The sequence below is a fragment of the Actinoplanes sp. NPDC049316 genome (assembly GCF_040677315.1).
In the GTDB taxonomy this organism is placed as follows: Bacteria; Actinomycetota; Actinomycetes; order Mycobacteriales; family Micromonosporaceae; genus Actinoplanes.
The window spans coordinates 258863-284274 of record NZ_JBFAQM010000001.1 but is presented as its reverse complement, the minus strand read 5'-3'; the positions used below and the strand labels follow the sequence as shown (position 1 = coordinate 284274).

21 protein-coding genes are annotated in these 25412 nt (G+C 74.5%); 4 read left to right on the top strand and 17 right to left on the bottom strand.

What is annotated here, in order from left to right; genetic code table 11:
- Positions 1 to 5: 5 nt before the first annotated feature.
- Positions 6 to 368 (top strand): YciI family protein, encoded by a 363-nt coding sequence (locus AB0K03_RS01255; protein WP_364678728.1) that lies wholly within the window; start codon positions 6 to 8, stop codon positions 366 to 368.
- A 19-nt stretch (positions 369 to 387) separates the two neighbouring features.
- Here AB0K03_RS01255 and AB0K03_RS01250 read toward each other — a convergent pair whose 3' ends face one another.
- The gene (locus AB0K03_RS01250; protein WP_364678725.1) at positions 388 to 969 is read right to left on the bottom strand and encodes a dihydrofolate reductase family protein; all 582 of its coding nucleotides are present in this window, start codon (positions 967 to 969) and stop codon (positions 388 to 390) included.
- 65 nt (positions 970 to 1034) lie between these two features.
- Positions 1035 to 1163, bottom strand: a complete 129-nt coding sequence (locus AB0K03_RS01245) for a hypothetical protein (RefSeq protein ID WP_364678722.1) — start codon at positions 1161 to 1163, stop codon at positions 1035 to 1037.
- Positions 1164 to 1270: 107 nt separating this feature from the next.
- Between AB0K03_RS01245 and AB0K03_RS01240 the strand changes: the two genes are divergently transcribed.
- On the top strand, positions 1271 to 2008 hold the full coding sequence (locus AB0K03_RS01240; protein WP_364679380.1) for a YwiC-like family protein: 738 nt from the start codon (positions 1271 to 1273) through the stop codon (positions 2006 to 2008).
- Between the two features lie 30 nt (positions 2009 to 2038).
- Here AB0K03_RS01240 and AB0K03_RS01235 read toward each other — a convergent pair whose 3' ends face one another.
- The 11 genes from AB0K03_RS01235 to AB0K03_RS01185 form a co-directional block, all read right to left on the bottom strand.
- Positions 2039 to 2359 (bottom strand): helix-turn-helix transcriptional regulator, encoded by a 321-nt coding sequence (locus tag AB0K03_RS01235; RefSeq protein ID WP_364678720.1) that lies wholly within the window; start codon positions 2357 to 2359, stop codon positions 2039 to 2041.
- Between the two features lie 104 nt (positions 2360 to 2463).
- Complete coding sequence (menC, locus tag AB0K03_RS01230; RefSeq protein ID WP_364678719.1) at positions 2464 to 3570, bottom strand: o-succinylbenzoate synthase; 1107 nt, start codon at positions 3568 to 3570, stop codon at positions 2464 to 2466.
- The gene (locus tag AB0K03_RS01225) at positions 3567 to 4457 is read right to left on the bottom strand and encodes a GNAT family N-acetyltransferase (protein ID WP_364678716.1); all 891 of its coding nucleotides are present in this window, start codon (positions 4455 to 4457) and stop codon (positions 3567 to 3569) included. Before AB0K03_RS01225 ends, menC begins: the two co-directional genes overlap by 4 nt.
- Positions 4454 to 5614 (bottom strand): M20 family metallopeptidase, encoded by a 1161-nt coding sequence (locus AB0K03_RS01220; RefSeq protein ID WP_364678714.1) that lies wholly within the window; start codon positions 5612 to 5614, stop codon positions 4454 to 4456. Before AB0K03_RS01220 ends, AB0K03_RS01225 begins: the two co-directional genes overlap by 4 nt.
- Position 5615: 1 nt before the next feature.
- Complete coding sequence (locus AB0K03_RS01215) at positions 5616 to 8945, bottom strand: serine hydrolase (RefSeq protein WP_364678711.1); 3330 nt, start codon at positions 8943 to 8945, stop codon at positions 5616 to 5618.
- A gap of 105 nt (positions 8946 to 9050) precedes the next feature.
- Positions 9051 to 10679 (bottom strand): helix-turn-helix domain-containing protein, encoded by a 1629-nt coding sequence (locus AB0K03_RS01210; protein ID WP_364678708.1) that lies wholly within the window; start codon positions 10677 to 10679, stop codon positions 9051 to 9053.
- Positions 10680 to 10766: 87 nt separating this feature from the next.
- Positions 10767 to 11738, bottom strand: a complete 972-nt coding sequence (locus tag AB0K03_RS01205) for an oligopeptide/dipeptide ABC transporter ATP-binding protein (protein ID WP_364678706.1) — start codon at positions 11736 to 11738, stop codon at positions 10767 to 10769.
- A gap of 7 nt (positions 11739 to 11745) precedes the next feature.
- Positions 11746 to 13122 (bottom strand): serine hydrolase domain-containing protein, encoded by a 1377-nt coding sequence (locus tag AB0K03_RS01200; protein WP_364678704.1) that lies wholly within the window; start codon positions 13120 to 13122, stop codon positions 11746 to 11748.
- Positions 13119 to 15041 (bottom strand): dipeptide/oligopeptide/nickel ABC transporter permease/ATP-binding protein, encoded by a 1923-nt coding sequence (locus AB0K03_RS01195; RefSeq protein WP_364678701.1) that lies wholly within the window; start codon positions 15039 to 15041, stop codon positions 13119 to 13121. The genes AB0K03_RS01200 and AB0K03_RS01195 overlap by 4 nt, the downstream gene beginning before the upstream one ends.
- A 3-nt stretch (positions 15042 to 15044) precedes the next feature.
- Positions 15045 to 16037 (bottom strand): ABC transporter permease, encoded by a 993-nt coding sequence (locus AB0K03_RS01190; RefSeq protein ID WP_364678699.1) that lies wholly within the window; start codon positions 16035 to 16037, stop codon positions 15045 to 15047.
- A 27-nt stretch (positions 16038 to 16064) separates the two neighbouring features.
- Entirely contained in the window at positions 16065 to 17612 is a 1548-nt protein-coding gene (locus AB0K03_RS01185; RefSeq protein WP_364678697.1) for an ABC transporter substrate-binding protein, read from the bottom strand.
- A 196-nt stretch (positions 17613 to 17808) separates the two neighbouring features.
- Between AB0K03_RS01185 and AB0K03_RS01180 the strand changes: the two genes are divergently transcribed.
- Positions 17809 to 19200 (top strand): diguanylate cyclase domain-containing protein, encoded by a 1392-nt coding sequence (locus tag AB0K03_RS01180; protein WP_364678694.1) that lies wholly within the window; start codon positions 17809 to 17811, stop codon positions 19198 to 19200.
- A gap of 10 nt (positions 19201 to 19210) precedes the next feature.
- Here the strand turns inward: AB0K03_RS01180 and AB0K03_RS01175 are convergent, their stop codons facing one another.
- A complete protein-coding gene (locus AB0K03_RS01175; protein WP_364678691.1) occupies positions 19211 to 20158 on the bottom strand; it encodes a hypothetical protein in 948 nt (315 codons plus the stop codon).
- A gap of 245 nt (positions 20159 to 20403) precedes the next feature.
- Between AB0K03_RS01175 and AB0K03_RS01170 the strand changes: the two genes are divergently transcribed.
- Complete coding sequence (locus tag AB0K03_RS01170) at positions 20404 to 21474, top strand: M15 family metallopeptidase (RefSeq protein WP_364678689.1); 1071 nt, start codon at positions 20404 to 20406, stop codon at positions 21472 to 21474.
- Here AB0K03_RS01170 and AB0K03_RS01165 read toward each other — a convergent pair.
- The 3 genes from AB0K03_RS01165 to AB0K03_RS01155 all read right to left on the bottom strand — a co-directional run bounded on the left by AB0K03_RS01165 (position 21461) and on the right by AB0K03_RS01155 (position 25251).
- Positions 21461 to 24295 (bottom strand): FAD-linked oxidase C-terminal domain-containing protein, encoded by a 2835-nt coding sequence (locus tag AB0K03_RS01165; RefSeq protein WP_364678686.1) that lies wholly within the window; start codon positions 24293 to 24295, stop codon positions 21461 to 21463. The two genes, AB0K03_RS01170 and AB0K03_RS01165, sit on opposite strands and share 14 nt — an antisense overlap.
- A 116-nt stretch (positions 24296 to 24411) precedes the next feature.
- Positions 24412 to 24663: a hypothetical protein gene (locus tag AB0K03_RS01160; protein ID WP_364678684.1), complete on the bottom strand. Its 252-nt coding sequence runs from the start codon at positions 24661 to 24663 to the stop codon at positions 24412 to 24414.
- Positions 24664 to 24786: 123 nt separating this feature from the next.
- The gene (locus AB0K03_RS01155) at positions 24787 to 25251 is read right to left on the bottom strand and encodes a hemerythrin domain-containing protein (protein WP_364678681.1); all 465 of its coding nucleotides are present in this window, start codon (positions 25249 to 25251) and stop codon (positions 24787 to 24789) included.
- Positions 25252 to 25412 lie beyond the last annotated feature (161 nt).

Genomic DNA, 25412 nt, shown 5'->3' with positions numbered 1-25412 from the left:
CGGATATGCCTGAGTACCTCATCTACTTCAATCAGCAGTGGGTGGGTGACCACACCGAGGAGTGGTTCCGCGGGCGGGGTCCACTCGCCCGGGCGGTTGTCGACGAGATCAAGGCCGCCGGGGCGTTCGTCTTCGCCGGGGGCCTGGAGGAAGAGGACGGACCGGTCTTCAGCGCGGACCCCTCCAGCGGGGCGATCGTCTTCTCCGACGGCCCCTATGTCGAAACCAAGGAGTTCCTGGGCGGCCTGACCATCGTGGACGTGCCCGATGAGGAGACCGCCCGGAGGTGGGCGGGCAAGATCGCGGAGGCCTGCGGGTGGCCGCAGGAGGTGCGCCGATTCAAACCGCCACGCGTGCTGCAGGGCTGAGCCGAAGCGCTCGATCCGGTCAGCGGCGCACCTGGTAGCGCAGGTGGAGCACCCGGTTGCCCTGGATCACCACGTCCGGATCCTCCAGCAGGTGCTGCGCGTCGACCGAGCCGAAGTAGCGTTTGCCGGACCCGAACACGACGGGGACGACGTCCATGCGGACCTCGTCGGCCAGGCCCGCGGCCAGCACCTGGCCGCCGACGTCGCCCGCGGCGACCTCGACGATGCGGTCGCCCGCGAGCTCCTGCGCCTTGGCCACGGCCGCCTCGATGCCGGCGATGAAGTGGAACGGCGCCTCGGGGTTCCAGCCGTCGGGCTGCGGCCGGTGCGTCACCACGACCACGTGGTCGATGCCGCTCGGGGGTTCTCCGCCCCAGCCGTCCGTCATGTCGAAGACGTGACGGCCGCAGATCGTCACGCCGATCTGGTCCCAGTACGGCCGGATGTAGTCGTAGGAGGTCTGCGACACCTTCACCGCGCCGCTCTCGTCCAGCGGGACGTCACCGCCGGCCAACCAGTCGAACAGCGGTCCGGGCTGGTCGTTCTCGTCCGCGACGAAGCCGTCCACCGACACCGAGCTGTACAGGACCACCTTGCCCACGGGCTCTCCTCCGCTGTGAATCGCCCCCAAGTTAGCGTGTCCCGGCCCGGTGTTCTTGTAAGAAATCAATCGGCCGGCAGCGGCCAGCCGTCCAGCGCGTGACCGGGATGTTCGCGCAGGAACCGCCGCCGGACCTCGACGTACCGGGTCGGCGTGAGCCCGGTGAACGCCCGGAACCCCCCAGCATGGCCCACGCCCGCCGGGGTCCCGCGCCGGCACGCTGGGTGGCAAGGATGCCGGAACGGACGGGACCAAAGTCCATGGTTTCGACGTAGTCCGGCGTCATAACCTTCAGGGCGTGATGAGCACCGCCACCCGCCCGGCCCGCCGGCGTACCGTCCGGCAGTTCGTTCCGCCGCAGCACGGGGCGTGGGCGATGCTGCTGCTGCCGTACCTGGCCGGGGTTGTCGTGGCCGGCTTCCGCGTGCCGGATCTGCCGCTGCTGGGCGCCTGGATCGCCGGTTACCTGCTGTCGTACTTCGCCCTGCAGGCGCTCAAGACGCGCCGGCCGCAGCGGTTCCGCGAGCAGCTCATCTGGTACGGGTCCGTCACGGCCGTGCTCGCCGTGCCGGTGATCGTGACGTCGCCGCAGGTGCTGCTGTTCGCTCCCGCGTACGCGGTGCTGCTCGGGGTGAACGCCTGGTACGCGATCCGCCGGCGGGAACGGGCGCTGCTCAACGACTTCGCCTCGGTGGTACAGAGCTGCCTGATGGTCTTCGTCGTGGCGGCCGTGGCCGGGCAGGCGCCGGGGCGGGTGCTGGTCCCGTTCGTGGTCGTGCTCATGTACTTCGCCGGCACGGTGCTCTATGTGAAGACGATGATCCGCGAGCGGGGCAGCCGGGCGTACCGGCACGCGTCGGTGGCGTACCACGCGGTGGCGCTCGTGCTCGCGGCGACGCTGGGGCCGGTCCAGGTGGCCGTGTTCGCGCTGCTGCTGGCGCGGGCGTGGGTGCTGGCGGGGCGGCCGCTCAGCCCCAAGCAGGTCGGGCTCGTCGAGATCGGCGCCACCGTGCTGGTGCTCGTGGCGGCAGTCGCCTGACTGTGCCCGTACTTGTCAGAAGCGGGACCGTTACGACGCGATGCCGCGACGGGGGTCGGGGTAGACGGCGTCGAAGGTGGTCAGCCAGCGCACCTGCTCGCGCGGGGGTACGCCGCAGCCGCGCAGGAAGGCGACCAGCGATTCCCGGCGCGGCACGGTGCGGCCCGTGACCAGGTTGTGCACGGTGGCGCGGGAGATCGGCGTGCCGGCGTCGGTGCTGCGCCGGGCCACGCTGTCGAGGGAGCGCCGGCATGCGATCATCAGGGCGCGCAGGCGGCGGGCGAACTCGTGCGGTGTGGCGGCGCCGGTGGGGTCCGGGGGCGCCGAGGTGATGCTGGTGACTGTGTTCATCGCTTGCAAGACTCCGTCGTGGCCGGCGGTGCGGGGGTGGATAGCCACCGCCCATGCTGCGGCGGGCCCGGGAGCCGAAACAAGAACGCGGCCGCGTACGACTTCTAGAGCGGCAACCACTCGATGCCGGTGGTGATCTCGGCGAGGATCTCCGGCAGCGGCTCGACCCCGAGCCCCGGCCCGGACGGCACCGCGAGATGACCTTCCTCCAGCACGAACGGCTCGGTCAGGTCGGTGCGGAAGTAGCGGCCGGAGGCGGACGTGTCGCCGGGCAGGGTGAAGCCCGGCAACGCGGCCAGCGCCACGTTGGCCGCCCGGCCCAGGCCGGTCTCCAGCATGCCGCCGCACCAGACCGGGACGCCGTGCGCCGCGCAGACGTCGTGGATGCGGCGCGACTCCAGGTAGCCGCCCACCCGGCCGGGTTTGATGTTGACGATGCTGCAGGCGCCGAGCCGGATGGCGTCCGCCGCCGCGCGGGCCGAGGTGATCGACTCGTCGAGGCAGATCGGGGTGCGCACCTTCGCCGCCAGGTCCGCGTGCCCGACGATGTCCTCCTCGTCCAGCGGTTGCTCGATGAGCAGCAGGTCGAAGGGGTCGAGGGCGGCCAGCAGCGCGGCGTCCGCCCGCGTGTACGCGGTGTTCGCGTCGACCTGCAGCAGCACGTCGTCGCCGAAGCGCTCGCGGACGGCACGCACCGGCGCCACGTCCCAGCCCGGCTGGATCTTCAGCTTGATCCGGACATAGCCCTCGGCCAGGTAGCCGTCCACCGCGTCGAGCAGCTCCCCGAGCGAGTCCATGATGCCGACCGACACCCCGCACGGCACGCGGTCGCGCACCGCGCCGAGCTCGCGGGACAGCGGGCGGCCGGCGGCGCGCAGCTCCGCGTCCAGGATCGCGGTCTCCAGCGCCGCCTTGGCCATCCGGTGGCCCTTGAAGCGGTGCAGCGCCGGGGCCACCGCGGCGGCGTCCGCGGGCTGCTCGGCGGCGAGCGCGGGGACCAGGAAGCGGCGCAGCACGTCGGCGACCGCCTCGGCGTACTCGCTGGAGTAGAGCGGGTCGGCCATCGCCACGCACTCGCCCCAGCCCTCGGCGTCCTCGGTGACCGCGCGGACCAGCAGCACGTCGCGGCCGGTCTGCGTGCCGAAGGAGGTGCGGAACGGCGCCACCAGCGGCATCCGTACGCGGCGCAGCTCGATCCCGGTCAGCTTCATGCGGTCCCCCCGTCGGCGGCGGCGCGGGTGACGACGTACCACCCCGCGCGGTCGAATCCCTGCGCCGTGGCGCCCTCGGCCAGCAGCGTGCCCAGCGCCTCGCGGACCGCCAGCCGCCAGCGCCGCGCGCGGGCCGCGTCGGTCCGCCGCAGCGCCTCGATGTCCGGCGGCACGGCCACCAGCACGGTGTCGCCGTCGGTGCGCCCGGGCACCGGCTCGCCGTCCGGCGAACGGTCCAGGCCGATGACGGCGCCCGCGCAGCTCAGGTCCGCGACGTTCCAGCGGCGCACGTCGCCCGCACAGGCCTGCCGGACCCGCGGCGCGGCCAGCTCCCAGCGCACGAGGAGCCGGTCGGTGTCGTCGCCGCCGTTGACCCCGTCCCGCATGCCGCCGTAGAAGTCGGTCAGGTACTGCACCGGCACCCCGCCGAGCTTGACCAGGTTGAAGTACGCGTTGCGGCTGACCAGCGGGTCGAACGTCCACGTGACCGTGTCGACCCCGTGGCGCAGCGCCCACGCACGCTGGTGCAGCTTGAGCGCCCGGCCCACGCTGCGGCCCATCGCCGCGGGTGCGACCCCGGCGATGTGGCTGTGCAGCTCCCGCTGGGCCGGTGGGGCGAAGAACCCGACGCAGGCGCCGACCATGCCGGAGTCGTCGAACGCTCCGGCCACATAACTGCCGGCCTTGCTCAGCGCGCGCAGCAGCTCCGCGGTGACCAGCGGGGTCGCCGGATCCGGCCGCCAGATGGCCGTGAACAGCCGGTCGACCTGCCGCAACTCGCTCAGCTCGGTGAGGACCCGGACCCGCACCCCGGCGGCGCCGGCGGCCGCGTCCGCCGCCAGGTCCGCCTCGCCGGGCCGGGCCAGCACCCCGGTGTGGTCGCTCACGACACCACCGCATCCGGGTACGCGGCCGGCGCCATACGGTCCGCGGCGAGCAGGTCGGCGGTCAGGGCGGCGACCAGCGCGGCTCGCCGCGGCAGCTCCGCCACCACCACGTGCTCGCTGTCGGCGTGCGCGCCACCGCCGACCGCTCCCAGACCGTCCAAGGTGGGCGTACCGACGCCGGCGGTGAGGTTGCCGTCCGAGGCCCCGCCGACCGCGGCCTGCCCGGGCGCGGGCAGGCCGAGACGGCCCGCCACGGCGACGGCCCGGGCGTAGAGCGCCGCGGACGCGGAGGCCTCCAGCGGTGGCCGGTTCGGTCCGCCGTCCAGCTGGTGCCGCGCGCCGGGCAGCACCGGGGCGAGCGCCCGCATGGCCCGGTCCACCCGCTGCTGCTCCTCGCGGCTGGCGGCCCGCACGTCGACCGCGGTCTCACCCTCGGCGGGGACGGTGTTGACGGTGGTGCCGGCCGCCAGCGCGGTGGGCACGACGGTCGTTCCCCGGCCCGGATCGGCCAGCGCCTGGATCGCGAGGATCTGATGCGCCAGCTCCACGGAGGCGTTGACGCCGCGGTCGGGTTCCAGGCCGGCGTGGGCGGCGCGGCCCCGCACGCGCAGCCGATACATCGAAACCCCCTTGCGTTCGGTCTTCAACGCGCCGCCGTCGGCCGAGGCCTCGAGCACGAGCGCCGCGGCGCACCCGGTCGCCGTCGCCTCGATCAGCTCCCGGGAGCTCGGCGCCCCGAGCTCCTCGTCTCCGGTGATCAGCACGGTCACGCCCGTACGGTCCGGCAGCTCGGCGACGGCGTGCAGCGCCTGCACCACGCCCGCCTTCATGTCGAAACAGCCGGGGCCGCGCAGGACGCCGTCGGTGATCGAGAAGGGCCGGGACCGCAGCGAGCCGACGGGCCAGACCGTGTCGTGGTGCCCGGAGATCAGCACCCGCACCGGGCCGTCGCCGAAGCGCCAGCGCAGATGGGTACGCCCCTGCAGCACGATCCGCTCCGGCGGCGCGCCCAGCAGCCGGACGCCCATCTCGGCGACCACGTCGGCGCTGCGGGCCACGGCGACCACGTCGTGCGACGGCGACTCGCAGGTCACCAGCCGCTCGATGTCGGCGAGCATCTCCGGCAGCCGCCGGGTGAACCGGCCCAGCACGTCCATGTCAGGCCACCTTCGGGGTCGCGCGGACGCCGAGGTGCACGTACCGCTCCCCGGTCGGCAGCCGGTAGAAGGTCACCGGGATCCAGGTGCCGCTCTCGGGCAGGCGTACGGCGAACCGGTCGGCCGAGACGGGGACGAGGTCCAGTTCCTGCACCGGGTCGGGGGTGAGCTCGGCCAGCGGACCGGTGACGGTCATCCGCAGCCGGGGCCCGTCGTCGCCGTCGAGCACCTCGATGCGCGAGCCGGCGCGCTCGTACGTGCCCAAGGGCAGGTCCGCGTCCACCGGGCCGGCCGGCGGCGCGAACGGCTCGGGCATCCGTACGCCGGCCACCTCGGCCAGGATCTCGGCGTAGAGGTCCTGGTAGAGGCCGCGGCCGTCGTCGGTGTTGGTCAGCAACGCCACGGCCAGGCCCTGCTCCGGCAGCAGCCGCAGGAACGCCGCCTGGCCGATGGTGTTGCCGTCGTGGCCGACCAGCCGCCGGCCGTCCCAGCCGAACCGGATCCAGCCCAGCCCCCACGAGTCGCCGAGCACCTCCTTGTCGGGCAGCTCGACCTGCTCGGCCACCATCTCGGCGGCGGCCGCCTCGCTGAGCACCCGGGTGCCGTCCGGGGCCAGGCCACCGCTGAGGTGCAGCCGGGCGAAGCCGAGCAGGTCGGCCACGCAGGCGTTGATGAGGCCGGCCGGTCCCATCGCCCGCGGCAGCATCCACACCGGAGCGCGTACCGGGCCGTCCGGTCCGGAGCTGTGCCCGGCGGCCGTGCGGTGCAGCAGCGCCTCCTCCGGCAGGGTGCCCGTACGCCGCAGCCCGAGCGGCTCGCTCAGCCGCTTCCGGACGGCCTCGTCCCACGTGCCGCCGGTCAGCTTCTCGATGACCCGGCCGGCCAGCACGTATCCGGAGTTGCAGTACGACCAGGTGGCGCCCAGCGGGTGGTTCTGGGCGACGTCCGCCAGCCCCGCCACGTACTTCTCGACGCAGTCGTCGCCGCGGCCGGTGTCGGTGAAGACGTCGCCGTCGATGCCGCTGGTATGGGTCAGCAGGTGGCGCATCGTCACCTTCTCGGCGACGCCCCGGTCCGAGAGCCGCAGCTCCGGAAGGACGTCGACGATCGGCGCGTCGAGCTCCAGCTTGCCCTCGTCGGCCAGTTGCAGGGCGAGCGTCGCCGTCCACACCTTGCTGATCGAGCCGATCTGGAACACCGAGTCCGTGGTGGTCGCGACGCCGGAGTCGGCGTTGACGACCCCGTACGCGGCCTCGACCAGCTCGTCCTCCCCGCCGCGGCGCAGCCGCAGCACGCCGAGCACGGCCCCGGGCACCTGGTGCCGCTCCGCGAGCGCGGACAGCCGGCGCTGCCAGTGGGCGGCGTCCAGCGGGGCCGGGCGCTGCTCGGCGTGGCGGCGTACCCACTCGGCGACACGCCGGTTGTAGTCGATGCGCTGTGACGGCGGCCCGTCCACGATGACCAGGTGCGAGGCGCCGGGGTAGAGCACCAGCTCGGCCGGGATCCGCCGCTCGCGCAGCGCGGTGTACCACTGCTGGGCCTGGCCGGCCGGGCAGCGCACATCGGCCTCGCCGTGCAGGATCAGCGTCGGGGTCCGCACGGCGCCGGCCCGGGTGATCGGCGACATGGCCGCGTACCGCTCCGGGATCTGCCACGGCGGGCCGCCCAGCTCGTACGCGGCCAGGAACGCCCCGTCGTCGGAGGTGCCGGCCATGCTGGCGAGGTCGCTGACCACCCCACCGGCCACCGCCGCGGCGAACCGGTCGTCGTGCGCGGTCAGGTAGCACGTCAGGTAGCCGCCGTAGCTGTAGCCGGTGACCGCCAGGCGCTGCGGGTCGGCGATCCCCTCGGCGACGAGGTCGTCGAGCGGCTCCAGGAAGTCGGCGGCGTCGGCCTCGCCCCACGCGCCCAGGGTGGCGTTGAAGAACCGCTCGCCGTAGCCGTCGCTGGCCCGCGGGTTGAGCAGCAGCACCGTCCAGCCGTCCGCGACGAGCTCCTGGTGGTAGAGGTGGACGTCGTCGGCGGCGCCGTTCCACGCGTTGTGCGGGCCGCCGTGGATGTCCAGCAGCAGCGGGCCCGGGCCCTGCGCCGCCGGGTCGCGGATCAGCCAGCCGTGCACGACGGTGCCGTCGGAGATGGTGAACTCGCGTTCCTCACGCGGGAACAGCTCCACGTCGGTCCCGGCCGCGGCGGTCAGAACCGTCTCGGCGCCGGTGGCCAGGTCGACCGTCACCACATCGCCGTACGAGGTGGGGGTGGCGAGCACGACGGCGGCGGTGGGGCCGGACACGGACAGCCCGGACACCACGCGGCCGGCGCCGGCCACGACCGGGCGCGGGTCGCCGCCGGCGGCGTCGACGGCGTACAGGTGGGTGCAGCCGCGGTCGCGTACGCAGAACAGCACGCTCGCGCCGTCGGCGGTGAACCGCGGCGCCGCGCCCGGGTAACCGGGAGCGCCCGGCATGACGTTGCGGTCCAGCCCCGCCGCCAGATCGCGCACCTCTGCCCCGTCCAGCGGTACGCGCAGCAGCCGCGCGTGCCCGACCGGGTCCCCGGGCATCCCGACGACGATCAGCGCGTCGCCGTCCGGCGTCCACGTGACCGTGCTGCCGAACCCGTCCGCCAGCCCCACCGCGCGCGGCCGGGCGTGCCGGTCGCCGACGTCGAGGACGTGGACGGGCGCGCGGGCCGCCAGATCGGCGTCGGAGGCGGTCGCGGCGCTGAACGCCAGCCGGGTGGAGTCCGGCGACCAGGCCGGGTCGCCGGCGTGCCAGTCGCCCTCGGTCAGCTGCCGGCACCGGCCGGTCTCGACGTCGACCACGAAGAGGTGTTTGCGCAGGCCGCGCAGGAGGCCGGTGCCGTCGGCCTGATAGTCCAGACGGTCGATGACCACCGGGGCGTGCGCGCGGCGGCGGCCCGCCGCGGCGGCGTCCTCGCCGGGGACGGCGCCGGTGTCCACGCCCGCCGCGAAGGCGATCCGGGCGCCGTCGGGGCTCCACACCGGCGGGCCCGCGCCGAGCGGGAGATCGGTGACCTGCTCGGCCTCACCACCGTCGGCGGGCAGCAGCCACAGCTGCGCGGGTCCGTCGTCCGCGCGCAGGAAGGCCAGCCGGCTGCCGTCCGGCGACCACGCCGGGGCGGTGTCGGCGGGCCCGCGGGTGAGCCGGCGCGGCTCACCGCCGGGCCCGGCCGACCAGAGCTCGTACCGCACCCGGTCGGCCTCCGCGTCGGCCGTGCGCAGCACGTACGCGACCCGCCCGTCGTGGCGCAGGGCCGGCTGCCCCGGCACGGCGACGGCCAGAAGATCCTCGATGCGCTGGCGACGCGGCACGGCACCCTCCCACAGGTTCGTCGGCTTCCCTGCGCGAAGCCTGCCCGCTGCCGTGGTGCGGTGTCTTGGTACGCCGCGACGAGAAGAGGCCGCCCCTCTCGTCGGTTACGCCAGCGGCGCGAAGACGCGGAGCTGGAGCATCGCGCCGAAGCGGGCGTCCGGGTCGGCCAGGTCGATCGCGCCCAGCTCGGCGAGGCGGCGCAGCCGGTAGCGGAAGGTGTTCGGGTGCACGTGCAGCACCGCCGCGGCCGCCACCACGTCGCCGAACGCGTCCAGCCACGCGGCGAGCGTCTCGACCAGCCGTGCGTTGTGCTCCGCGTCGTACGCCAGCAGCCGCGCCACCGCGCCGCTGGGGGTGTCCCCGCGGGCGGCGACGGCGTCGCGCAGCTCCAGCAGCATCGCCTCGGTGTGCACGTCGGTCAGCCGGGCCACGCGCCGGTCGCCGGGGTGGCTGCGCAGCACCCGCAACGCCCGGTCGGCGCTGGCCCGCGTGGTGGGCAGCTCCGCCACCGACGACGCCACCGGGCTGACACCGGCCACGATGCAGGCCCGCTCGCCGATGCGGTCCAGGAAGCCGGTCGCCGCCCGGACCGCCTGCCGTTCGCCGTCGGCGGCGGTGACGGGCAGCAGCCCGTACGTGATGTCGCCCAGCAGGGCCACCGCGCTGCCCGCGTGCACGGCGCTCAGGTGCATCGCCAGCGCGTCGCTCATCCGCTGCCGCTGGGCGGCGAGGCCCGAGGTGTCGGTGGCGCCGCCCTCGGGCGGATCCGTCACACCCACCGCGATGACCACGAGCGGCCGGTCGGCCAGCCCCAGCCGGGCCAGGGAGTCGCGGGCGCCGGCGCCGCCCTCCAGCGCCGTGCCGACCAGCTCGGTCCGCAGCCGGCGCTCGACGTCGGCGCCCGCGCGCAGCCGCAGCATGTGCAGCGCGACCAGGTTGGCGGCGTCGCTGAACGCCCGCGAGCGGTCCGGGGTCAGCGGGCGGCGCACCGCGGCCCAGATCGAGCCGAGGAACTCGTCGCCGGCGCGGACGGCCACCGCCACCCGGGGCACCGAGAAGTCGCCCGCGTCCCCCGGCGGGGCCACGAACACCGGCTGCTCGCTGCGGTGCAGGTCGCGGGTCACCCCGGTACGCGAGAGCATGCGCGCGTACCGCTCGGGGACCTGCCGGCCCAGGATCGTCTCCACCCGCGACTTGTCCGCTTCCTCCTGGCGCCCGGAGAACGCCAGCACGCGGGAGTCGGGGTCCTCGATGGTGACCGGCGCGTCGACGAGCGCGGCGACGGCGTTGGCGAGGGCGAACAGGTCGCCGGACGGCATCCCGCCGAGGGTCTCCGGCCCGGCGTCGCCGACGTCGCCCTGGCTGAGCATGGACCGCAGCAGCGCGGCGAGCTGCGCCCAGGACGCCCCGCGGGTCAGCGCCAGCACCGCGACCCCCGCGTCCTGCGCGGCGGCGCGTACCTCGTCCGCGGCGGGGACCGGGGCGCGCAGGACCAGCCCGGCGGCGCCGTGGCGGCCCAGCGAGCGCAGCAGCGCGGTGATCTCCTCCGGCTCGCGCAGCCCCACGCCCAGCACCAGCGCGTGCGGCGGCAGGCTCGGCTCGTCGTACGGGTCGTGGATGGCGACACCGCCGATCGGGTCGCCGCCGCGGGGCTCGCCGTGGACCAGCTCCAGCAGGGTGGCGCCCAGGTCGTCGAGGACCCGGCCGAGGCTGGCGCGAGGCTGCTGGCTCATGGGCGGCCCTTCCGGATGCGCGACGAGAGCTCGATGATCGTCCGTCCGGGCCCGCGCGGGCAACGGAACCGCCGGATCCGGTGCGGGTCAGCGGGCCACTACGGCCGCGGCCGGTGCGGCGAAGTGGCAGGCTGCGAGGTTGCGGTGGCCGGGGCCGTCCGGAGCGCTCGCGCGGCACACGTCCCGCTCGGGCAGCACCAGGGGGCCGACGGGGCAACGCGGGTGGAACCGGCAGCCGGCCGGCGGCTGGTGCGGATCCGGCGGCGCGGCGTCGGCGACCTGCCGCGGCGGCTCCGGCACCGCGGCGCCGGCCCGCGGCACGGCCGCGAGCAGCTCCCGCGTGTACGGGTGCTGCGGATCGCCCAGCACGTCCGCGACGGGCCCGTACTCGACGATGCGGCCCAGGTACATCACCGCGACGATGTCGCTGACGTAGCGCACCACGGCCAGGTTGTGCGAGATGAACAGCATCGTGAGGCGCATCTGCCGCTGCAGGTCGCGGACGACGTTGAGCACCGCGCCCTGGATGGACACGTCCAGCGCCGAGGTGATCTCGTCGGCGACGATCACCTCGGGCCGGCCGGCCAGCGCGCGGGCCAGCGCCACCCGCTGCCGCTGGCCGCCGGAGAGCTCGTCCGGGCGTACGCCGGCCCGGTCGGCGGGCAGCCCGACGAGCTCGAGCAGCCGGCCGGCCTCGGCGCGGCGCTGCGCCGAGGCCGGTGCCGGATGCCGCGGGATCGCCTCGGCGATCGAGTCGCCGATGCTCATCCGCGGATCGAGCGCGGAGTACGGGTCCTGGAAGACCATCTGCAGCGGCGGCCGGCCCGCCTCCCGGGAGACCTCGCGCACCGGCCGGCCGGCCAGCAGGATCCGGCCTCCGCTCAGCGGCGCCAGCCCCACCGCCGCCCGGGCCAAAGTCGACTTGCCCGACCCCGACTCGCCGACCAGCCCCACGACCGCGCCGGCGGGCACGACGAGGTCCACCGCGTCGACCGCCACGGTGCCCCGGCGGCGCGACCCGAACCGGACGCTCACCTGCTCGAAGCGCAGCTCCCGCATCGCTGCCTCACGCCCGGCGCGGGGTGGCCCGCGCGCCGAAGTGCACGTACCGCTCGCCGCCGGGAAGCTGGTAGAAGGTCGCCGGGATCCAGTTGCCGGTCTCGGGGTCCTGACAGACGAACAGGTCCGGCGCCACCGCCACCATCGGGTAGTCGACGTCCTGCTCCTGCAGCACCTCGGCGAGCGGCCCGGTGAGGCTGACCCGCATCACCGGCCCGTTGTCGCCGACGAGGACCTCCTGGCGGATGCTGGCGCGCTCATACAGGCCCGCGTACGGCGCCGGGTCCACCTCGACGGGCTCGTCCGGCGGGCCCAGCGGCTGCGGGAGGGTCACCCCGGCGAGCTCGTCGAAGATCTCGCGGTACAGGTCCTCGTACAGTTTGCGGCCGTTGCCGCCGTTGGTGAGCAGCGCGACCGCGAGGCCCCGCTCGGGCAGCAGGCGCAGGAAGGCCGCCTGCCCGATGGTGTTGCCGTCGTGGCCGATGAGCCGGCGCCGGCCCCAGCCCATGCGTTCCCAGCCGAGACCCCAGGAGTCGCCGAGGGTGTGCTTGTCCGGCAGGTCCGCGTGGAACTCGGCCATCGCGGCGGTGGCGGCGGCGCTGAGCACCTGGGTGCCGTCCGGCGCCTTGCCCTGACGCAGGTGCAGGCGGGCGAAGCCCAGCAGATCGGCGGCGGTCGCGATGATCGCGCCGGCCGGTCCGGCGGAGCGCGGGATGCCCCACACCGGCGCGGGTACGGTGGTGCCGTCCTCGGTGAGGTGCCCGACGGCGGCCCGGAACAGCAGCGCCTCCTCGGGCAGGGTCATGGTGTGCGTCAGCCCGAGCGGGGTGATGAGCCGCTCGCGCAGGGCCGCGTCCCACGTGCCGCCGGTGATCTTCTCGATGACCCGCCCGGCCAGCGAGTAGCCGGAGTTGCAGTACGACCACGTGGCGCCGAGCGGATGGTTCTGGGCGGCGTCGGCGAGCAGGGCGGCGTACTTCTCCAGGCAGTCGTCGCCGCGGCCGGTGTCGGTGAGGATGTCGCCGTCGATGCCGCTGGTGTGCACCAGCAGGTGCCGCATGGTGAGCCGCTTGGTCACCTCGGGGTCGCCCACCCGCAGCTCCGGCATCACCTCGAGCAGCGGCGCGTCCAGGTCCAGGCGGCCCTCGTCGACGAGCTGCATCACCATGGTGGCGGTCCACACCTTGCTGATGGAGCCGATCTGGAACACGGAGTCGGTGGTGACCTCCACGCCCGTGCGCAGGCTCAGCACCCCGTACGCCGCCTCGGCCAGGTCGTCGCCGTCCGGCCCGGTACGCAGGATCCCCAGCGTCGCGCCCGGCACGCCGTGCTCCTCGGCGAGGGCGGCGAGCCGCCGTCCCCAGTGGTCGGTGTCCACACTCATGACTGGTCCCTTCCTGCAGTGGTCTCCTGGGGCGCCACGGCCACGGGCGCCAGATCGGCGTGGTGACAGGCGACGCGGCGCCCGTCGTCGTACGCGGCCGGCGGCGGGTCCTGCTCGCGGCACACGTCGGTGGCGAGCGGGCAGCGCGGCGCGAACGCGCACCCGGACGGCAGCCGCGCCGGGTCCGGCGGCCGGCCCGGGATCACCGCGAGCGGCCGGTCGCGGTCGGTCGCCATGCCGGGCACGGCCGCCACCAGGGCCCGGGTGTACGGGTGCCGCGCGTCGCCCAGCAGCGCGGCGGAGGGCAGGTCCTCGACGATGCGCCCGGCGTACATGACCAGCACCCGCTCGCACACCTGGGCGACCACCGTGACGTCGTGGCTGATGAACAGCAGCCCCACCGAGTCGGCCGTACGGATGTTCTCCAGCAGCCGCAGCACCTCGCGCTGCACGGTGACGTCCAGGGCGGTGGTCGGCTCGTCGGCGATGATCAGCGCCGGGCCGGCCATCAGCCCCATGCCGATCATGGCGCGCTGGCGCATGCCGCCGGAGAACTCGTGCGGCAGCTGCCGGGCGCGGCGCTCGGCGGCGGGGATCCGGACGGCGCGAAGCCGGTCGACCGCGCGCGCCCAGCCGGCCCGCCGGTCCGCGCCCTGATGCCGGCGGACCACCTCGGCGAGCTGGTGGCCCACCCGGTGGGTCGGGTTCAGCGAGGTCATCGGGTCCTGGAACACCATGGCCAGGGAGGTGCCGAGCAGCCGCCGGTGCGCCGCGGCCCCGCGCCCGCGCAGGTCGGCGCCGAGGAACTCCAGCCGGTCGGCGTCCACCCGCCCGGGCGCCGCGACGAGCTGGGCGATCGCCAGGGCGGTCAGGCTCTTGCCGGAGCCGGACTCCCCCACGATCCCGACGGCCTCGCCGGGGCGCAGCTGGACGCTGACTTCGCGCACCGGGCTGATCTGGCCGCCCCGGACCGGGAAGGTGACCCTCAGGTTCTCCACGGCCAGCAGCGGTGCGATCTCCGCGGCTGCGGCGGCCGGCCGCGGCGGCGTGGCCGCGGTCCGGGCCGCCGGGACGGCGTCTTCCGCCGACCGCAGGCCGATGGCGCGCGCCACGACCTCGCCGGTGAGGCTGAACGCCATGGCGGCGAGGATCACGGCGGCCGCGGCGGCGAGCGCCCCGGCGGGGTGGATGTAGATCTGCGCCAGGCCCTCGCCGAGCAGCCGGCCCCAGTCGTAGGCGGGCGCCTGCACGCCCAGGCCGAGGAAGGACAGGCCGGCGAAGGCGAGCAGCGCGCTGCCGGCGGCCAACGTCGCGGCGACCACCAGGGGCTCGGCGATGTTCGGCAGCACGTGGCGCAGCAGGATCCGGATCCGGCCGACCCCGGCGATGCGGGCGGCGGCGATGTAGTCGCGGCCGGCCACGGTCGCCGCCATGGTCTGGGTGAGCCGCGCGAAGCCCGGCGCGGTGGCGAGACCGATCGCCAGCACGGCGCCCTTCGCGCCCACCCCGAACACGACGGCGAAGAACAGGGCGAGCAGCAGGCTGGGGAACGCCACCGCCACGTTGATCACGGCGCCGATCCACCGGCCGGCGCGGCGGCCCAGCACCACCGGCGCGGCGCCGAGCAGCAGCCCTGCGCCCACGCCGAGCACGGTGGCCGCCAGCGCCAGTTCCACCGACAGCCGGGTGGCGACCAGCACCCGGGCCAGGATGTCGCGGCCGAGCAGATCCGTGCCGGCCGGATGGCGCCCGGACGGTCCCTGCAGGATCTCCGCGGGGTGCACGGCGTCGGCGCGGGTCTGCCACACCATCGGCGCGAACACCGTCAGCAGGAGCACCGCGAGCAGCAGCACCACGGCGGTCACGCCGAGCGGGCCGCGTACCGTCCGGCTCCAGCGGCGGCTGGTTCCCCCGGCCACCGCTCAGCTCTCCCGGATCACGGAGCGCGGGTCGAGCACGGCCAGGGCCACGTCGACGGCCAGGTTCACGAGCAGCACCCCGACGCCGTAGACGAGCACCACGCCCTGCACGGTCGGGTAGTCCTTGGCGAGGATCGACCCGACGATGGTGCCGCCCAGGCCCGGCCAGGCGAAGACGTTCTCCACCAGCACCGTGCCGGCCACCAGCCCGCCGAGCATGAGGCCGCCCATGGTGAGGGTCGCGGTCACGGCGTTCGGCAGGGCATGGCGCAGGTACACCACCCGTGACGGCAGCCGCTTCGCCCGGGCCGTACGGATGTAGTCGGTCTGCAGCACCGCCAGCATCTCCACCCGCACGAGCCGGGCCAGCACGAGCGCCGGACCGAGGGCGAGCGCCAGGACCGGCAGCACGTACGAACCGGGTCCGGACCGGCCGGCCACCGGTGCCCAGCCGAGCTGCACGCCGAAGACGAACACCAGGCCCACGGCGACGAGGAACTCCGGGACGGTGGCGAGCACGACGCTGGCCGAGGTGAACATCCAGTCCCCCGCGCGGCGCCGCCCGTCGCCGGCCAGCACGGCCATCAGCGTGCCCAGCGGTACGGCCACGAGCACCGAGACGGCGAAGGCGAGCAGGGCCAGCTCGACGGTCGCCCCCATCCGCGCCCCGATCACCTGCGACACCGGCAGGCCCGAGGTCATCGACGTGCCCATGTCGCCGGTGAGCAGGTTGCCGAGGTAGTGCGCGTACTGCAGCCACAGCGGGTCGTCCAGGCCCATCGCCGCCCGTCGCTGCTGGACGAGCTCCAGCGGCGCCCGCGGGCCCAGCGCCGCCCGTACGGGGTCGCCGGGCAGCGCGTGGATCATGAGGAACGCGGCCGTCACGAGCACCCACAGCGACAGCAGCAGTTGCCCGGTGCGGCGGACGGCGAACCGCACCCAGGCGTTGTCACCGAGGCGGCTGCGCCGGCCGGCCCGTACGGCGAGGGCGGTCACGCGTCTCTCCCCTGCATCGTCCGGCGCTCAGCCGAGCATCCGGATCGACGTGGGGTCCACGTCGCCGTCGGACAGCTCGACGGTGGCGCCGCGGGCGTAGAGGGGCACGTTCGAGTTCGCGAACGGCACGAGGTCCAGCTGCTGCAGCAGCGCCTTCTCGGCCGCCAGCCACTGCGGGCAGCCACTGTCACCGGGCAGCTTCTGCGCGGCGGCGACCGCCGTGGTGTAGTCCTTGTTGTCGATGAAGGCGAAGTTGGTGCCCTGCGGCGGCGTCGGGCCCGACACGTACGACACCAGCTGGCTGGGCAGCGTGACGGTGATCGGGAACAGCGCGACGTCCCATGCCAGCTCACCGCTGACGATCTGGCCGACCTGCGCCTCGCTGATCGGTTTGAGTTGCACCTGCACGCCCGCCGCCGTCCACTGCTGCTGCATCAGCTCGGCGGCGGCCGGGGTGCCGGCGCTGCCGGACGTCGGATAGACCAGCGTCAGTGACAAGGGCTTGCCGTTGCGGGCCGTCTCCAGCGTCGCTTTGCCCCCGGCGGCGTCGAACGCGGGCAGCGTCCCGGTGACCGTGTCGCCCTTGCAGGGGGTCATGGCCGGGGCGACGAGGCCGGTCGGGGCGGATCCCTGCCCGCTGGTGTAGACCTGCCGGAGCGGGGTCAGGTCGAGCGACTGCACCAGCGCCCGGCGTACGGCCGCGTCCGCGGTGAGCAGCCCGGACTTCTGGTTGAACAGCATCTCGCCGGACGGGGCGAGCACGTCGCGCCGCTGGTAGCCGTCGCCGCGCAGCCGCTGGCCGTCGGGGCCGGTGAGCCGGGCGACGTTGACCTCGCCGGAGAGCACGAGGTTCGCGGTCGTGGCCTCGTTCGGGATGATCCGCAGGACGACCTTGTCCGGCAGGCCGGGCCGGCCGGCCTCCCAGTCGCCCGGGCCCCACGCGTACTCCTTGCGCCGGGTGAGCGTGTAGTGGTCGTTGGCGACCGCCTCGGTCAGCGTGAACATGCCGGTGCCGTCGGCGCCCTGCTTCAGGCTGCCGCGGTTCTTCATGCCCTTGTCGCAGACGATCGGCAACCCGCCGAGGTTGCGGTCGAGGAAGGCGTCCGGCGTCGGCGAGGTGACCGTGACCGTGCCGGCGGCCTCGTCCGCCGTGGCCTTCGCGCCGGCCGGGACGTACGTGCCGACCCGGCTGGAGCCGTTCTTGACGTCGCCGACGAAGGTGATGTTCGCCGCCACCGTCGCCGGGGTCAGCGGGCTGCCGTCCGCGCACGTGATGCCCTTGCGCAGGGTGAACGTTGCGGTGGTCGTGGTGGCCTGCCACTTCTCCGCCAGCGCGGGCAGCAGCTTGCCGTCCGGGGCGAAACCCAGCAGCGAGTCGTACAGGAACCGGTCGACCTGTCCCGTGACGGACAGCGAGGTGAAGTGCGGGTCGAGGTTGCCCGGGTCGCCCGCCAGGGCCATCGTGAACGTCTTGCCGTCGGCCAGGCGGGCGCTCGCGCCGCCCTGGTCGTCGCCGCAGGCGCCCAGCAGGAGCGTTGCCGCGCCCACCGCCGCCACCGATCGCAGAGCCTTCATCTCGCCCTCCACGTGCTCCGTGTTGGCCGCCAGCGTGCCGATCGGGTGGTCCCGTTGTCTTTGGCCTCTCCGACAACATCGCGCGGACGCAGTTGTCCGCGACGACGACGGCGGCGACCGGGCCCCGCCTCATCGGCTGGGGTCGATGCCAAGCCGCGGGCCTCAGACCGGCGGGCCGGTTGCCGACAGAGGAGGTGTGCGAATTCGTCGCGGCGCCGCGCTGGTGCTCAGCTGCGTGCCGGCGCTCGCCCTCGTCGGCCTGGTGGGCGGCTACCTGCTCGCCACGGACCGGGCGGCGAGCGAGCGCCTGCGCAGCGAGTTCGCCGACCGCGCCACGGTGGCCGCCCAGCTGACCGGCGGCGCCTTCACGGCGAGCGATCAGCAGAACCGGTCCACCGCCGAGCAGACCCATGCCGGCGACGCGAGGTCCGTGCAGGCCGCCCTCGACAAGGACCCGAGCTCGGCGTTCAGCGCCGTCGTGGCGGACGACGGGACCGTCCTCGGCGCCCGGCCGCCCCAGCTGCGCAGCGCGGCGGGCATGGCGCTGCTGGCACCCGTACGCACGCTGGCGCAACAGCGCTCGACGATGGTCTTCGGCGACCTGGTGCAGGACGGCGAGGCGCGGCGGCTGATCTTCGGCGTGCCGTTCACCGTCGCGGGCCAGCGAAGGGTGTGGCTCACCGCCGTGCCCCTGGAGACCATCGACGTCTTCACCAAGGGCTACCTCAAGAGCTCGCTGGGAACCCCGGCGGGGCATGCCTTCATCATCGACGCCCACGGGCTGCTCATCGCGTCCTCGGACGACGACGACCTGGGCGGCCCCCTGCCCGGCGACGGTCTCGCCGCGGCGGTGCGGTCCGCCGGATCCGGGGTGGTCGGCGGCGGCTACTACAGCTCGGCGCCGATCCCCGGCACCGGCTGGCGGGTCGTGTTCACCACGCCGCAGCGGGCCCTGCTGGCGCCGATCCAGCCGACCCGCCGGCTGGCCTGGCAGATCTTCGGCGGGTTCGCCCTGGCCGTGCTCTGCATGGTCGCGCTGGGCGCCACCGCGGTGGCGCGCTCCGCCCGGCTGGCGTACGAGCGGCTGCACGACGGGCTGACCGGCCTGCCGAACCGTACGCTGTTCCTCGAGCGCGTCGAGCGTGCCCTGTCCGAGCGGCGCCGCCACGGCGGAAAGCTCGCGGTGCTCTTCATCGACCTCGACGGCTTCAAGCCGATCAACGACCGCCACGGCCACGCGGCGGGCGACGCTCTGCTGCGCGCGGTGGCGTTGCGTTTGCGGGAGGAAGCGCGGCGCGGCGACGCGCTCTGCCGCTTCGGCGGCGACGAATTCCTCGTGCTCTGCCCGGATCTGGCCGCCGACGACGCCGTCGCCGTGGCCCGCCGCCTGGTCGAACGGATCGGCGAGCCGTACGAGATCCAGGGCCGTACCGTCCGCGTGGGCTGCTCGGTCGGCGTGGCGGTGACCGGCGCGAGCACCACCGACCCCACGGCCCTCATCCACGAAGCCGACCAGGCCATGTACGAGGCCAAGCACGGCGGCCGCAACCGGATCGAGGTGTTCCACCCGGTCGCGGCCACCATGTGAGCGATCGGCGTCAGCTGTCGAGCGTGCGGTACCAGACGGCGTCGTCGTGCCCGGTCACCGCGACGTCGATGCCGGTGGCCGATCCGGCCGCCGACGGGCCCGAGTTCAGCCGGCCGCCCACCGACGACCAGCCGGACCACGTGCCGCGCAACGACTTGCGCCACAACGCGCCGTCGTTGCCGGCCGCGAACAGGTCGAGCCGCCCGGGTCCGGTCGACGCCACGGCGGGGGCCGACGCGACCACGCCGCCCCGGGAGACCCAGCGGCTCGACCAGGCGCCGCCCGCGTACGACTTCTGCCAGACCGCGTCGTCCGTGCCGGCCACCACGACGTCGATCCGGTCGGGCTCCGAGGAGACCGCGGACGGCAGCGAGGCCGCGTATCCGCCGAGCGACGACCAGCCGGACCACGTACCGGACAACGACTTGACGTAGATCTCGCGGTCCACCCCGACCGCGAAGAGGTCGAGCCGGCCCGGCCCCCGTGAGGCGATGGCGGGGGCGGCGATCAGCGTGCCGCCCAGCGACTCCCACCGCGACCACGCGCCGTCGGCGAAGGCCAGGTGCACGACGTCGTCCGCGGCGCCGCGCGCGACCACGTCGACGCGCCCGGGGCCCGCGGCGACGGCGGCAGGCGCCGAGGTCAGCGTCCCGCCCAGCGACTCCCAGGTGGACCAGGTCCCGGCCGTCCTCGCCTTGTGCCACAGCCCGTGGTCCGCACCCACCACGAAGACGTCCAGCCGGCCGGCGCCGTCCGACGCCACGGCCGGCTGGGAGATGGCCGTGCCGCCGAGCGAGGCCCAGTCCGCGTCGGCGGCCACCCGCGCGGCGCGGCCCGTGACCGTGCCGGTCATCGGATCGATCCCTGCCGGGCCGGCCGCCTGCACGGCCGCCGGAGCCCCCATCACCGAGCCCGCGACGGCCACCGCCGCGAGCACCAGCCTGAGCCGAGTCCCCATTCCGCCTCCATCCATAGACGTCGGTCGATGAGCATAGCGACTGGCGTTGCGTTCACGGCTGCTGGGCCCGAGTCCTGGCTGCGGGCATCTCCGAGCCCTCTCCCCCTCAGGCCGCGGCAACCTGTCCGCTCCGGCGCTGGGCCGGGCCTGCACCCGGCGCCGCCAAAACTCGACTGGACGACATGCGGGACCCGGCGCCGGTCGCCGTCCCGCCCCGACCGTCCAGGCCGAGGAGCGTACGCCCGATGACCACCCGACATATCCGCGCCCGAGCACGGCAGCCGTTCACCGCGGCGGTGATCGCGGTGCTCGCCACGATCCTGACGACCACGGGTACGCCCACCGCGGCGTCCGCCTCGGTGCCCTCGGTGGCCCAGAAGTGGTCGTCGCTGATGTACCACAGCCTCACGCCGACCCCGGCGTACCTGCAGCTCCGCAAGACCCTCTCCGCTCAGCGCAAGAGCCTGGCGACCTGGTCGGACCGGCTCGTGCAGCGCCGGACGACCCACGACGCCGCGCAGAACACGCTGACGACCGCGGTCGCGACCGACGCGGCCGCGCGTACCCGGTATGCGCTGGCGCGCGAGACCCTGGCCACCGCGCGCAACAACCTGACCGTCGCTTCGCAGCAGCGTCCGCGCAACGCCACCGCGGTGACCAAGGCGAAGAACGCCGTCACGGCCGCCGCGACGACCACGGCTCTCCGCCGGACCCAGGCGAGTGCGGCCGCGGCGGTCCTCAAGACCGCGCAGACCGCCGCCTCGACGGCCACCGGCAACCTCGACGCCGCCGGGGTCGCGTGGGACCGCACCTACGCGGCGATCGTGACGAACCAGCGCCGGCTCAAGACCGCCGACGCCCAGCGCGCCGCCGACGCCACCCAGGCGTCCGGGCTCAGCCGTGACGTCGTCTCCCAGGTCCGCAAGGCGTTCACCAACGCCGATACCACCTCGGTCAACGGCACCACCGTGCACCGGAACGTCGCGTACGCATACCGCGCCATGCTGAACGCGGCGAAGGCCGACGGGGTCGTCCTGTCCGGCGGCGGGTTCCGCACGAAGCAGCGGCAGATCGAGCTGCGCAAGATCAACGGCTGCCCCGACGTCTGGCGGGCGCCGGCGTCGTCCTGCCGCGTGCCGACGGCGATCCCCGGCACCTCGCTGCACGAACTGGGCCTGGCCGTCGACATCACGTCCGGCGGCAGGAGCCTCACCCGCGACAGCGCCGGGTTCCGGTGGCTGTCGGCGAACGCCGGCCGGTACGGCTTCGTGAACCTGCCGTCCGAGGCCTGGCACTGGTCGATCACCGGCGGCTGACCGGCCCGCCCCCCTCCTGCCGCATGCCGTCGCGGAGCAGCTCCACGAGGTGTCTGCCGCGTACGCCGGCCAGGTCCTCGGACTGCGTGCGGCAGGAGAAGCCGTCGGCCAGGAACACGTCGCCGTCGCCCGCCGCGCGCAGCGCCGGCAGCAGCTGCTGCTCCGCGACCTGCACCGACACCTCGTAGTGGCCACGCTCGACGCCGAAGTTGCCGGCCAGGCCGCAGCATCCGCCGAGCCGGACCACGTCCGCGCCGGCGGCCTTGAGCAGCTCGGCGTCGGGCGACCACCCCATGACGGCGTGGTGGTGGCAGTGCGGCTGGGCGATCACCTTCAGGCCGTCGAGCGACGGCGGCGACCACCCTTCGGTACGCGAGAGCAGCTCCGCCACGGTGACCGTGGCGGAGCTGACCTTCTTGGCCGCCTCCCCGTCGAGCAGCTCGGTGAGGTCACTGCGCAGCACACCGGTGCAGGACGGCTCCAGACCGACGATCGGGATGCCGTCCTCGGCCGCGGCCTCCAGCTCCGACACCGTCCGGCCGAGGATCCGCTTCGCCGCGTCGAGCTGACCGGTCGTGATCCACGTCAGCCCGCAGCAGGCGTCCTTCGACGTGATCCTGGGGGCGTACCCGGCGGCGGTGAGCACCTCGACGGCCGCGCGGGCCACGCCGGGTGCGAAGTGGTCGGTGAAGCTGTCGACGAACAGCACGACAGGTTTACCCTCGGTGGCCGGCTGCTGCCGCGCGTGCCAGCCGCGGAACGTCCGGTCGGCGAACGCCGGGATCGAGCGGCGGGCGTCGACGCCGGCCAGGAACAGCGCGACCCGCCGCAGGCCGGGCAGGGTGATGAGCCGGTTGGCCAGCCGCGGCATCCGCGAGGCGAGCCGCGACCAGCGCGGCAGCCAGCCCAGCGAGTAGTGCGACCGCGGCCGCAACCGCCGCGAATAGCTCTGATGCAGCACCTCGGACTTGTACGACGCCATGTCGATCCCCGTCGGACAGTCCGACAGGCAGCCCTTGCAGGACAGGCACAGCTCCAGCGCGTCGTGCACGGCGGGTGAGCGCCAGGACGGGGCGAGATCGCCGTCGAGCATCTCCTGCAGCACCCGGGCCCGGCCGCGGGTCGAGTCCTTCTCGTTCTTCGTGGCCAGATACGACGGGCACATCACGCCGCCGGTACCGGTGTTGTCCGCCCGGCACTTGCCGACGCCGGTGCACCGGTGCACCGCCTGGTTGAAGTCGCCGTCGTCGCCGTGGTATGCCAGCGCCAGCCGCTGCCGAACCGGGCGGGCCTGCGCCACCCGTACGTTCGCGTCCACCGGATCCGGGTCGACCAGGTTGCCGGGGTTGAGCAGGCCGTCCGGGTCGAAGGTGCGCTTGATCTGCCGGAACAGGCTGATCGCGGCCGGCGAGTACATCCGGGTGAGCAACTCGCTGCGGGCGCGCCCGTCGCCGTGCTCGCCGGACAGCGACCCGCCGTACGAGACGACCAGGTCGGCCGCGTCCTCCAGGAACGCCCGGAACCGGCCCGTGCCGCCCGGCTTGTCGAGCGGGAAGTCCAGCCGTACGTGCACACAGCCGTCGCCCAAGTGCCCGTACGGCATCGCAGTGAGCCCGTGCCGGTCGACCAGCGCGTCGAAGTCACGCAGATAGGCCCCGATCTTCGCCGGCGGCACGGCGGCGTCCTCCCAGCCGGCGTGCGCGGGCAGCCCGGAGGGCGCCCGCCCGGCGAGCCCGGCGCCGTCCTCCCGGATCCGCCACAGCGGCGCGGCCGCGACCGGGTCCTCGACCACCATCGAGTCGACGGCGGCGGCCGCGGCGACCAGCTTCGCGACCCGCTCGCGCACCTCACCCAGGTCGTCGCCGGCCAGCTCCACCATCAGCCACGCCTGCCCGCCGGGCAGCGGCGGCACCGAGCCCGGGCCGCGGCGGCTGCGCAGCACCTCGCAGATGCGCGAATCGATGCCCTCGCAGGCGGTCGGCGCGAACTCCAGGATCGCCGGGATGACGTCCCCGGCCGTGCCGAAGTCCGGGTAGCCGAGCACCACCAGCACCCGGTGCGCGGGGTCGGCGACCAGCCGTACGGTCGCCTCGGTGACCACGGCGAGCGTGCCCTCGCTGCCGACCAGGAACTCGGTGAGGTTGAACCCGCGCTCCGGCAGCAGGTGCTCGACGGCGTACCCGGAGACCTGCCGGCCGAACCGGCCGAACTCGGTGCGCGCCACGGCCAGGTTGGCCCCGACGACCTCGCGCAGCGCGTCCGTGATCTGCTCGGCGCCGCTGAGCTGCGGCCCGGTCACCAGCCGCGACCCGTCCACGGTCAGAGCGGACAACGCGAGCACGTTGTCCGACGTACGCCCGTAGCCCAGCGTCCGGGCCCCGCACGAGTTGTTCCCGATCATGCCGCCGATCGTGCAGCGGGTGTGGGTCGACGGATCGGGCCCGAACCGCAGCCCGTGCGGCCGGGCCGCGGCCTGCAACGTCGCCTGCACCGTGCCCGCCTGCACCCGTGCGCTGCGTCCGGCCGGATCGAGGTCCAGCACCCGGTTCAGATACCGGCTGAAATCCAGCACCACGCCCGGCCCGATGGCATTACCGGCCACCGACGTGCCGGCGCCCCGGGCGGTCAGCGGCACCCCCAGCTCACGGCACACGGCCAGGGTGGCCGCCACCTCGTCCTCGGACCGGGGCCGCACCACGGCCCGCGGCACCACCCGGTACAGCGAGGCGTCCGACGCGTACATCGACCGGTTCGTCGCATCGTCCAGCACGTCGCCGACACCGGCCCGGCGAAGACGGACGGCAAGGTCTGCCCTGGTCACGTGGCGGGCACCGCGGCTGCTGAACACATGGCTGAACAATATCCCGCGGTACCGCCCGGCCCCGGCGACGGGATCCCCGCCATCCCGGCATGCAGACCCGCCCCTCCTGCGCGGTCTCAGTAGCCGACGTCGCGGCGGCGCAGGCCCAGGTAGCCGGCGCCCATGGCGGCCGCGGCCACGACGACGATCGCGATCAGCGGCGCCGGCGCGAGGTGGGCCGGCGGCACCTGCGGCGTGTGGGCGAACGGGGATGCCCGCTGCGCCCAGCCGGGCACGTCGAAGGAGTCGGCGAACAGCGCGATGACGGCGCAGTAGCCGACGGCCACCCAGCCCACCACGGCGGCCTGGCCGACCAGGAACATGTTCATCAGTGCGACCACGGCTCTCTAGGGACTGCACCAGCACGAGGAGCACGGTTCCCAGCAGCCAGCACGGCAGGCCGGCGCGCTCCCGGCGGAGCATGAACCGCAGCAGGCTCCCCGTACCGGTCATCAGGCCGGGAGGCGGATGCCGACCCGGGCGCGGACCGCGTCGACCGCGTCCCAGTCGGTTCCGCCGAGGGTGGTCAGCGCGGCCGGGAACACGCCGTCCTGTTCCTTGAGGATGTGCTCGCGCAGCACCTCGAGGGTGACGATCAGCTCGTCCGGCCATCCGCTGTCGGCCGGGATGCCCGTGGCGGCCGCGCCGAGGACCGCTTCGACGCGCCGGTGTTCGTCCTTCAGGGCGGCCACATGGTCGGGGAAGTCGTCGGCCATCAGCGGGAACAGCCCTTCCTCCTCGACCGCCGTGTGCGGCTCGAGGACGGTGGCGATGCGCCGGGCCAGGTCGGCCATGAGCTCCACGTCGCCCGCGGCGTGGGCGGTGCGTACTTCGGCGATCATCCCGACGACCTCGTCGTGTTCGCGGGTGAGCTCCTCGATGGCGGTGACGGACTGGCAGCCGCAGTACTCACACATGATCTGACCCCCGGGCCTCGGAACGGTCCGGCGCACACCGCCGGACCGTTCAACTGTTGCCGCAGCCGAGCGGGACCTGCCAGGGACTTTGTACCCGGCCTCGGGGGACCTCGGTGCCGCCGGCGCATCCTGCGTCACTTCACTCACGTGCGTTGGGGCCG